Annotated in this window: 8 protein-coding genes; 7 read left to right on the forward strand and 1 reads right to left on the reverse strand. The window is 61.8% G+C overall.

Going from position 1 to position 9417, the window contains the following annotated elements:
* Positions 1 to 49: 49 nt before the first annotated feature.
* Positions 50 to 985, reverse strand: coding sequence for a choline ABC transporter substrate-binding protein (locus RFM40_RS27875; protein WP_320229670.1), 936 nt, complete (start codon positions 983 to 985; stop codon positions 50 to 52).
* 233 nt (positions 986 to 1218) lie between these two features.
* On the opposite strand from RFM40_RS27875, the gene RFM40_RS27880 reads away from it, so the two are divergent.
* The 7 genes from RFM40_RS27880 to RFM40_RS27910 all read left to right on the forward strand — a co-directional run.
* Positions 1219 to 1830, forward strand: coding sequence for a thymidine kinase (locus RFM40_RS27880; protein WP_320229669.1), 612 nt, complete (start codon positions 1219 to 1221; stop codon positions 1828 to 1830).
* A gap of 296 nt (positions 1831 to 2126) precedes the next feature.
* Entirely contained in the window at positions 2127 to 3215 is a 1089-nt protein-coding gene (locus RFM40_RS27885) for a hypothetical protein (RefSeq protein ID WP_320278619.1), read from the forward strand.
* A 34-nt stretch (positions 3216 to 3249) separates the two neighbouring features.
* Positions 3250 to 4395: a hypothetical protein gene (locus tag RFM40_RS27890; RefSeq protein WP_320229667.1), complete on the forward strand. Its 1146-nt coding sequence runs from the start codon at positions 3250 to 3252 to the stop codon at positions 4393 to 4395.
* A 22-nt stretch (positions 4396 to 4417) separates the two neighbouring features.
* Positions 4418 to 6328, forward strand: coding sequence for an AAA family ATPase (locus RFM40_RS27895; RefSeq protein WP_320278620.1), 1911 nt, complete (start codon positions 4418 to 4420; stop codon positions 6326 to 6328).
* Positions 6329 to 6393: 65 nt separating this feature from the next.
* A complete protein-coding gene (locus tag RFM40_RS27900) occupies positions 6394 to 7701 on the forward strand; it encodes a DUF6638 family protein (protein WP_320278621.1) in 1308 nt (435 codons plus the stop codon).
* 16 nt (positions 7702 to 7717) lie between these two features.
* Positions 7718 to 8842, forward strand: coding sequence for a DUF2333 family protein (locus RFM40_RS27905; RefSeq protein ID WP_320229664.1), 1125 nt, complete (start codon positions 7718 to 7720; stop codon positions 8840 to 8842).
* A 418-nt stretch (positions 8843 to 9260) separates the two neighbouring features.
* Positions 9261 to 9417 (forward strand): formate--tetrahydrofolate ligase (locus RFM40_RS27910; protein ID WP_320278623.1); only part of this gene is annotated, 157 nt, incomplete at its 3' end.

A 9417-nucleotide genomic window follows, 5' to 3' on the forward strand; every position in this document is an offset into this window, starting at 1 on the left:
TTTCCAGTGGCTGCCCTTTTCCGGAGATCATACCGGACTCAAAGCCGGCTCAGCTCCCGAGCGCGGTCTTGATCGCCGCCGCCGCGTCGCCGCCATCGAAGGTGGTCACGCCTGCGATCCAGGGCGTGATTGCGTCCGGATGCTTCTTCAGCCAGTCGGTCGCGACCGTCTGGGCGTCGCCGCCCTTCAGGATCGCGTCCATCATCTCGCCTTCCATGTCGAGATTGAACTTCAGGTTGGCGATGAACTTGCCGGCGTTCGGGCATTCGGTGGTGTAGCCCTTGCGCACGTTGGTGTAGACGGTGGCTGCGCCGAAGCCGCTGTCGCCCATGCCGTCGAGATAGGTGATCTTCATAGCGCCCATCACCGGATGCGGCGTCCAGCCGAGGAAGGCGATCCACTCATTGTTCTTCATCGACTGCTCGGCCTGGGTCAGCATGCCGGCTTCCGACGACTCGACCAGCTCGAAGCCGTTGAGGTTGTCGGCCGGGTTCTTGATCATGTCGAGGATGATGCGGTTGCCGTCATTGCCGGCCTCGATGCCGTAGATCTTGCCGTTGAACTTGTCCTTGAACTTGCCTAGATCGGTGAGCGTCTTGACGCCGGCGTCGGCGACATAGGTCGGCACGACGATGCCGTAGCCGGCACCGGTCAGGTTAGTGCTGATCGTCTCGACCGAGCCGTCGGCCGTGTAGTCCTTGATGTCATTGGTCATCGACGGCATCCAGTTGCCGAGGAAGACGTCGAGGTCCTTGTTCTTCAGCGATGCCATGGTCACCGGCACCGAGAGCTGGATCACCTGCGGCTCGTAGCCGAGCGCGGTGAGCAGCACCGAGGCCAGCCCGGTGGTCGCCTGGATGTCGGTCCAGCCGACATCGGACAGACGCACGGCCTTGCAGCTCGCCGGATCGCCGGCATAGGCGGCGGTCGTGGACAAAAGCGCCGCCAGGCCGAGGCCGGCGACGAAGGATTTCATACGCGACATGAACTTTTCTCCCATTGCAATTCGAGGCGACGCGAAGTCAGGGGTCTTGCGCCCGCCTTGTTTCGTCAGCCAAACACCATTTTGATGTGGTTTCAAGCGGCGCCCCATCACGATCAACGGCGCGCGCTGGCCATTCAGCGACATGCCGACGCCTTTCCGGCAGGGCGGCTTTTTTGGTGGACGGCGCTGGCGCCCCCTCCCAGTGCCACGGCAACTCGGCTTAAAAGGGGGCCATGGCCAAGCTTTACTTCAATTACGCGACGATGAATGCCGGCAAGACGACGATGCTCTTGCAGGCGTCCTACAACTATCGCGAACGCGGCATGACGACGATGCTGTTCGTCGCCGGCCATTATCACAAGGGCGACACGGGGCTGATCTCGTCGCGCATCGGGCTTGAGGCCGAGGCCGAGATGTTCCGCGACGGCGACGATCTCTACGCCCGCGTCGCCGAGCATCACGAGCACACGACCGTGCATTGCATATTCGTCGACGAGGCGCAGTTCCTGGAGGAGGAGCAGGTCTGGCAGCTTGCCCGCATCGCCGACCGGCTGAACATCCCGGTCATGTGCTACGGCCTGCGCACCGACTTCCAGGGCAAGCTGTTTTCCGGTTCGCGCGCGCTGCTTGCCATCGCCGACGACCTGCGCGAAGTGCGCACCATCTGCCGCTGCGGCCGCAAGGCGACGATGGTCGTGCGCCTCGGTCCCGACGGCAAGGTGGCCAAGCAGGGCGAGCAGGTGGCGATCGGCAAGGACGTCTATGTCTCGCTCTGCCGCCAGCACTGGGAAGAGGAAATGGGCCGCGCCGCGCCCGATGACTTCATCGGTTTTGCCCGCAATTGAGGCGGAGACCTGCCGACAGTCGGATAACTGGCTGCCAAGGCGCAAGAGATTGTGGCGCGGCTGCAGTGACGCTGCTCATAGCGCAAAAACAATAGCTTAAGGTATATCAGCTACAGCTGTTTGAAGGCGACGCGCATGACTCGCGCCTTGAGCATGCTTGCCTTGTCTTTCAAGGACCTAACCAATTCTTTTGTTTTAACCGCTGGGCTTGTCTTCCTTCTTTCAATCCCTTGAGGCCCCACATATATTCGCCGCCACGTGCGACACGAAACCGGATGCCGAAGCGGGAGGCCCCTATGGCGACATTGCAGAATTTCGATGCCGAAATTGCCAAGACCAAGCAGGTCGTGGAAGACATGCGCACCAAGATCGAGCAGTCCGGCACCGTGCTCGATACGCTCGCCCAGGCCGACAAGAAGATCGGCGACGCCAATTTCGACATCGAGAACGCCCGCATCGAGGACGTGCTCAAGCAGCAGAAGGTGATGGAAGGCAATATCGCCGACCTGATCATCGGGCTGGAAGACGCCACCAACGTCTTCGGCGCCGAGTTCGAGAGCATGAAGAACTATACCGGCTGGGAAAATTTCGTCGGCGTCTTCTCAGCACAGCGCAAGCAGCGCATGCGCACCGACCGCGTGCGCAACATGTCGCTGGCCGGCAATCTGCAGGAGCTGCTGGCCAAATCCGATACCATCGTCGGTATTCTCAAAGCCCAGAAGCAGATCCTCGACCAGCGCTACAAGACCTCCGAGACCAGCCTGTCGCAGGTGATCGAGCGCCGCAAGACGACCATGGCCAATCTCGAGGCGGTGCAGAAGCGCATCGAGGAGCTCAACCCGATGCTGCTCGACATCGAGAACAAGATCGCCGCCTCGACCAGCCAGAAGGAGCGCACCCAGCTCGAAGGCGAGCGCTCAAAGATGGCGACCGAATACAACGAGAAGCAGGCCAAAGAGCAGGAGCTGCTCGCCGAAAGCCAGACGCTGGAGCGCTACACCTCGATGTTCCAGACCTTCGTCGATTCGCTCAACAACCAGATCGCCGCGCAATCGACGCTGATCAACAAGCTGACCATCGACACCGAGCAGCGCATCGTGCTGTACAAGGCGCTGGAAGACTCGCTGAAGACCGCCGCGCAGCAGGACGTCGCCCACAAGATCAACACGCTTGGCAGCCAGGTCGACAACACCGCCGACGAAACCATGGCCGGCATCGGCGCCGCCTCGCAGAAGCACATCGGCGATCTGCTTGAGATGCACGAGAAGAATATGGTGGCGAGCGCCGACATCCAGCGCCGCAAGAAGCTCGCCGACGATGCCTTCTCCCGCCGATTCGACGAGGTGATGAAGAAGCACAATTCCGCCAACTACGTGCAGCAGTAGGCGGCGTGCCGGGATTCTTCTCCAGGGCAGTGCCATGACCCCCGAAAATGAAGCGGCGGCGCGCTACTTCTCCGCTATCACAGCGGCGCTGAGCGGGCTGGAAGTATTCATGCGCGACGACCGCTCGCCGCTCTACCGGCATGGCATCGTCGCCAAGATCGTCGCCGAATATATCGCGCGGCTGGACAAGTCCTTTTCCTGCTGGCGCAATCGGCTCGGCTTCATGGACACGTTCCGTATCTCGCGCGCCGACAGCGGCTATCCGGTGTTCCAGAACCTGCTCGAGCTGGAGAACGACCGCCGCCAGGCCGACGCGCGGCTCGCCAACATTCCGCAGGCCGGCGAGCTGCGCGAGGAGATGGCCGACTTCATCCTGCGCCACAAGGAGTTTCCCGCGGCACTGCAGAAGTCGATGGCCGAGCGGCTCTATCTGGAAGACGTCAAGAGCGAGGCGACCTTCGGTCCCTTTATCCTGGCGCAGACGGCGAAGGTCTCGGTCAATCCGAAGACCTTGCGGCCCTATTACCTCGTGCACTGGGCCTCGTTCGACGGCAGCGCCAACCTGCCGCTGGTCTACATGGTGACAGTGGAGGACTCCTCCGAGAGCATGGTGCGCCAGCTTGTCGACGAGAACGGCAAGCTCAACGAGCGGGTCGACATCCCGCTTCCCGTCGACGGCCTGCTCAACCCAGAGCTTGCCCATCGCTTCGACGATTTCACCGAGAAGAACTCGGCCTATACGCTCTCGCCCGCAACCATCGCGGTCAATCTCGACAAGGATTTCGAGCCGTTGCATCCGAAACAGTTGAGGCGCGTCGTGCTCGGTCCCTTCTATTCCGCAGGCATCACCGAAAACAATTCGACCGTGACCGAGGTACTGGCAAAGGTGCGCAAGTCGGAAAACGCCTGGCTGCTCACCTGGACCATCCAGGAAGTCTTTTCCAAGGCCGAGAAGCCCGGTCGCAAGGGCCTGTTCTCCAGCGAGAAGACGACGCAGGAATTCTTCATCAACACCGACGACCTCGAGGCGGCGCGCCAGGGCGTGTCGAGCTACGAGAACCATGCGCTGATCCCGCACGAGGCCTACCAGGCGCTCTATGCCGCGGGCGAAGCGCAGAAGATCTTTTCCGGCTACAAGGTCCACATCCTGTCCAAGGGGCAGGTCATCAGCGACGTCTGATTTCAACCGCGGAGCACCCTCGATGGACACCGGGCTGACCACGATCTCGGAAGCGGCAATCGAAAAGCACCGCGCCACCGCGCAGAGCTTCATCACCCGCATCGTCGTGCTGGAGGATCCGTCGCGCGAATCCGGCACAGCGCTGGCCGGCACCAACCGTCGTTTCGTTTCGACCGTGTCGACCGGCTCGGTGCGCCGCACGCGCGAGGTCGAACTGTCGAAAACGGTTCAAGCCGTCCATCCCGACGACCAGTTGATGAGCATCCCGCAGCACATGCTCCTCTTCCGTGCCCGGCGCGGCCTGGCGATCGCGCTTGCCGTATCGGATGTCTTCGCCGAAGGCTCCGACCTCGAAAGCCTGCAGGCCAAGAACGCCCGCGCGCCGCTCGAAGGCGATGAGGCCGCGGCCTTCAAGAAGCTTTTGTCGGCCTCGGCTTACATTTCCGCCTTCAGCCTCGCCTCCTACCTCTTCCAGCTGATCGACAGTGACGGTGAGGCGCCGAACGACATTCCCGAGCCGGACTTTCTGTTCGACACGCCGCAGGACGCGGTGAAGTCGATCGTGGCCGGGCTCGACAAGGCGATTGCCGGCTCGAAGGATGACGCCGACCTGATGACGCGGGGGCGCGCCTTCGCCCGCGTCGCCATTGACGGGCTCCTGGCGCGCAAGGGCCGCTTCGACGGCATCGGCCCGTTCGAGAACGCGCATATCCGCATCGACGTCGACGACTTCACCCTCGACGGCTTCGACGTCGCGCCCGGCAAACGCTCCAAGCCGCTGGTGATGACCTTCAAGAAACCGGAAGAGGTCGTCGGCAATCACATCGCCAAATTCCAGTCGGTCAGGTTGGCCAAGATGCTGATGGCCTACGACTTCGAGCGTGAGCTGAACCCTTTCGTCGAGCTCGGCGGCTTTCTCTTCACCTTCATCGGCGACGGCGCGCCCGGCACCGGCAAGACGACGCTGATCCAGATGATCGCCGGCCTCGTCAACGGCTACTGCCAGGTGGCCGGCTACCCGTTCGCCTACGAGAATTTCGGCGTCGACCAGATCTCGTCCTACCAGGGCAAGTCCGGCCAGAACTGCCGCCAGTTCATCAACAATGTGCTCAATCCGCGCGCCATCGGTTTCGGCACCATCGACGACATCGACCAGGTGGCGGCGCGCCGCTCCGACGATCGCGCGTCCGCCGGCCAGCAGGAGATTACCGGCGTGCTTATGGATGCTTTTGCAGGTGCGGCCACCGTGGTGCGCGGCAACTGCTCCTTCGGCATGTTCTCCAACTATCCGGAAAATGTCGACGATGCGCTGCGCCAGCGCGCCGGCGCCCGCTGGTTGGTCGACGGACCGCAGACGCGTGACGACTACATCGACATCTTCGTGCTGCTCGCCGGCAAGAACCACAAGATCCCGCTCGGGGACCACGAGCTCTATGCCGCGCAGGAGATCCAGCGCGCCGTCGCCGAAGCCTATGAGGAGCATGAGAAGCCGCAGGAAGACGGGCTGATGAAGGTCTACGAGCGCTACATGGAGGAGAACGGCGCGCCCACGACGATGGCCGACATCGGCACCTACCTGCACATGATCAAGGACGCCGAGCCGCGCTTCACCGGCCGCGCCATCAAGAACGTCACCGACGCCATCAAGATGCGCGCCATGGACATCGAGCTGCCGGACGACTGGTTCGAGAAGCCGGAAGCCTTCATGCACAAGAGCTACGACGACAAGAAGGCGATGATCGAGGAACTGCGCGGGCCGTTTTCGATGGACATGGTCATGCAGGAGATCAACCGCTACGCCGATTCCGAATTCCGCTATTCCGACAAGTCCGACGACGCCGCGGTGGAGAAGCTCCTGCGCGACACTCGTCTGCGCGAGCGCGCCGCGCGCGAGATGGAGGCGTTGAAGAAGAAGGGTTTGTGGAATGCGTAATTTGCGCCAACGCCCCCTTCTCTCCTTCGGGCACCTTCTCCCCGCGAACGGGGAGAAGGCATAAGATGGCCCGCCCCGCCAAAAAGCCCGACCTCCTGCGCGACAACGAGCTGATCTACGGCAGGCTGCTCGCCGTCGACGAGCCGCATCTCATCCAGCGCTACAACAAGGCGCTTGTCGCCTTCGGCCTCGAGCCTACCAAGCTGAAAGGCTTCCAGATTGATCGCACCGGCTTCTCGCCCGAGGTCGCCGAGGAGTGCGGCGACTACGACTATCTCGATCCCAACGAGGTCAATCGCCGCTTCATCATCCTGACGCCGTCGCAGATCGACCTGCCGGTGGTGCACACCGCTTTCTCCAACACCTCGCAGCTGATGTTCGAGTTCATGTCCAAGAACCAGCGCGCCATCGACGCGCTGACCATCAAGGATGTCATCTACGGCGAGATCGAGGATTCCGTCCCTAAGGTCAACGACATCGAGGACCTGCTGTCGATCAACCAGGTCGAGTTCAAGGTGCTGTCGGCCGAGGACGTGTTGGGCAAGGCGGCCGAGCTCGGCAAGCTCGTCGACCGGCTGAAGCAGGAGCCCGACGCCTGGCGCGACAACGCCATGCTTGAGCGCATGGTCGATCTCGCCAAGGTCTGCGGCGACATCCGCGAGAACGCGCTGGTCCCGGACCAGGTGATCTTTCGCCACAACGCCTACTGGACCAGCCATTTCGGCGGACTCTACGTCTTCGTCGACCCTGACATGACGACGGTGATCAGCGATCCGGCCGCCCCCGGCTTCCGCCGCTCGCGCCCCTGGCAAGTGAGCTATCTGTCGATCAACGACGCCGACAAGGTATTCCGCTTCCTTGCCGCCACTGGCCGGCTGGACCTGCCGCGCGCTTCCTGGATCGAGGCCTCGGGCTATCTCGAGCATCGCGCCGAGATGGTGGTGCGGGCATTGATCCGCGACGCCGAGCCCAACCGCAACCTGACCGATGTCGACAAGGTCTGGCTGCAGACCTGGACCCACGGCCATGCCGACTTGATCGCCAGCGACGGCAATTTCCCCTTCCTCAACGCCGCCAAGCGCGAGATCGCCCAGTTCGGTCACCTGAAGCTGGAAGATGTGTCGCCGCGCCAGCGCTTCCTGGTCGTGCGCGCCAGGCCCGATCATCACGATGCCTGGCTCACCAACCAGCTGATCTCGGATTTCGTGCCGCAGGACTTCGTCTCGCGCTACGTCTTCAACAAACCAGGCTTCTACAAGGACTTCGACGGCTTCAGCGACGCCTGGCGATCGCATGTTGTGGACGTTCTGAAAACCACATATTTGAAGGATAAGGCGGCGTTCCGCGCGCGCCTTTACGGCTTGACTGACTGAGGGGGTGACGAGAGCCATGCTTGACCCGATCGTGAATTTCTTCACCCGGATTTTCCAATGGATCGGCCGCGGCATCGGCTTCGTCGTCGGCATCATCCTATGGCCGTTCATGTGGGCGGGCCGCTGGTACGGGCAACGCGGCTGGATCCTCAAGGCCGTGGTAGGCCTTGCCGTCCTGGTGCTGATCGGCCTTTACGCCAACTTCTTCTACGCCACCCAGTGGTGGAATAACTTCGAGCCGAACTATCCCGACAAATATACCTTCGAGACGCGCAACGTGTCGGCCGGCGAACAGGTCTCGGCCGGCGCCGGCACCGACACCGCCAAGACCTGCGGCAACTCGGCGATCGCCCAGGTGGCGGCCGATCTGACGGATTTCAACGTCAACCAGAATGCCTGGATCTCATCGATGATCCTCTACAAGCTCGGCCTGTTCGGCATCGACTGGGACCACACGCCGTGGATGGACAACAAGGCCTCCTTCCAGCGCGGCATCAATCAGGCGGTGCGGCGCACCGCGACAGAGCTTGCCGACAATCTCGGCCGGGTGCGCACGACTTCGCAGATTGACAGCGACCTGCAGGACGCTCGCGGCAATCTGCAATTCGACGAATACACTTGGTATTTCGGACTTAACCCGTTCGGGCCTAAGACGCCGACGCCGAGCTATTATCGCGACGCGGTGCGCAAGCTACGCTCCTTCAACGCTCGCCTCGCCACCTGCCAGGCGACGTTCGATGCCCGCGCCGACAACCTGAAGCAATATATCGACCGCATCTCGTCGGACATCGGCTCGACCTCGGCGATCCTCAAGGAGCGCGCCGAGAACCACAACAATGGCTGGTTTGACACCCGGGCCGACGATCGCTTCTGGTTCGCCTACGGCCAACTCTATGCCTATTACGGCCTGATGAAGGGCGCCCAGGCCGACTTCGACGATGTCATCAAGGAAAAGCATCTCCAGAATCTGTGGGAGACGATGGACGCTCAATTCGTCTCGGCGCTGCGCATCCAGCCCTTTATCATCGCCAACGGCCGTGAGGACGGCTGGCTCTTGCCGACGCATCTGACGACCATGGGCTTCTATATCCTGCGCGTGCGCTCCAACATGGTCGAGATCAGCAACGTGCTGACCCAATAGCCTGACCAGCCGACAGTTGGGGCTGGCGGATTTGCGCCGTCGCCTCTGTCGCTTTTCGCGTATTGCGCGGCTGTTTTGAGACGGCGGAACGATCCCCGCTCTGGCTTCTATACTGCCCAGCGACCGGGCGCCAAAGACCCTTGGAAAGGTCGACCGGGAACAGCAAATTATTTCTTCGCAGGAAACATAGTTGCATGGAAGTTGACGCCGTGACAGCGACAGGGTTAGAACATGCCCCTGCGTCCGGGCGGCGTTTCAATCATGCACCAGAGCGGTCCATCGTTTCACCGAAACGCAGAACCGCTCTATCTCCCTGTTTTAACGCAATTCCGGACGGAAAACCGTTTCACACTTTTCCTGGAATTGCTCTAGTGATCGAACCCCTCCCCTCCACCGCTCAATCCAGAGGAAAGCCGTCATGGCCGAAGTGAAGTCCGACATCGAGATCGCGCGCGCCGCCAAGAAGAAACCGATCCAGGAGATCGGCGCCAAGATCGGCATCCCGTATGAGCACCTTTTGCCCTACGGCCACGACAAGGCGAAGATCTCGGCCGAGTTCATCAAATCGGTGAAGG

This window comes from Mesorhizobium captivum, assembly GCF_033977165.1.
GTDB classification, from domain to species: domain Bacteria; phylum Pseudomonadota; class Alphaproteobacteria; order Rhizobiales; family Rhizobiaceae; genus Mesorhizobium; species Mesorhizobium captivum.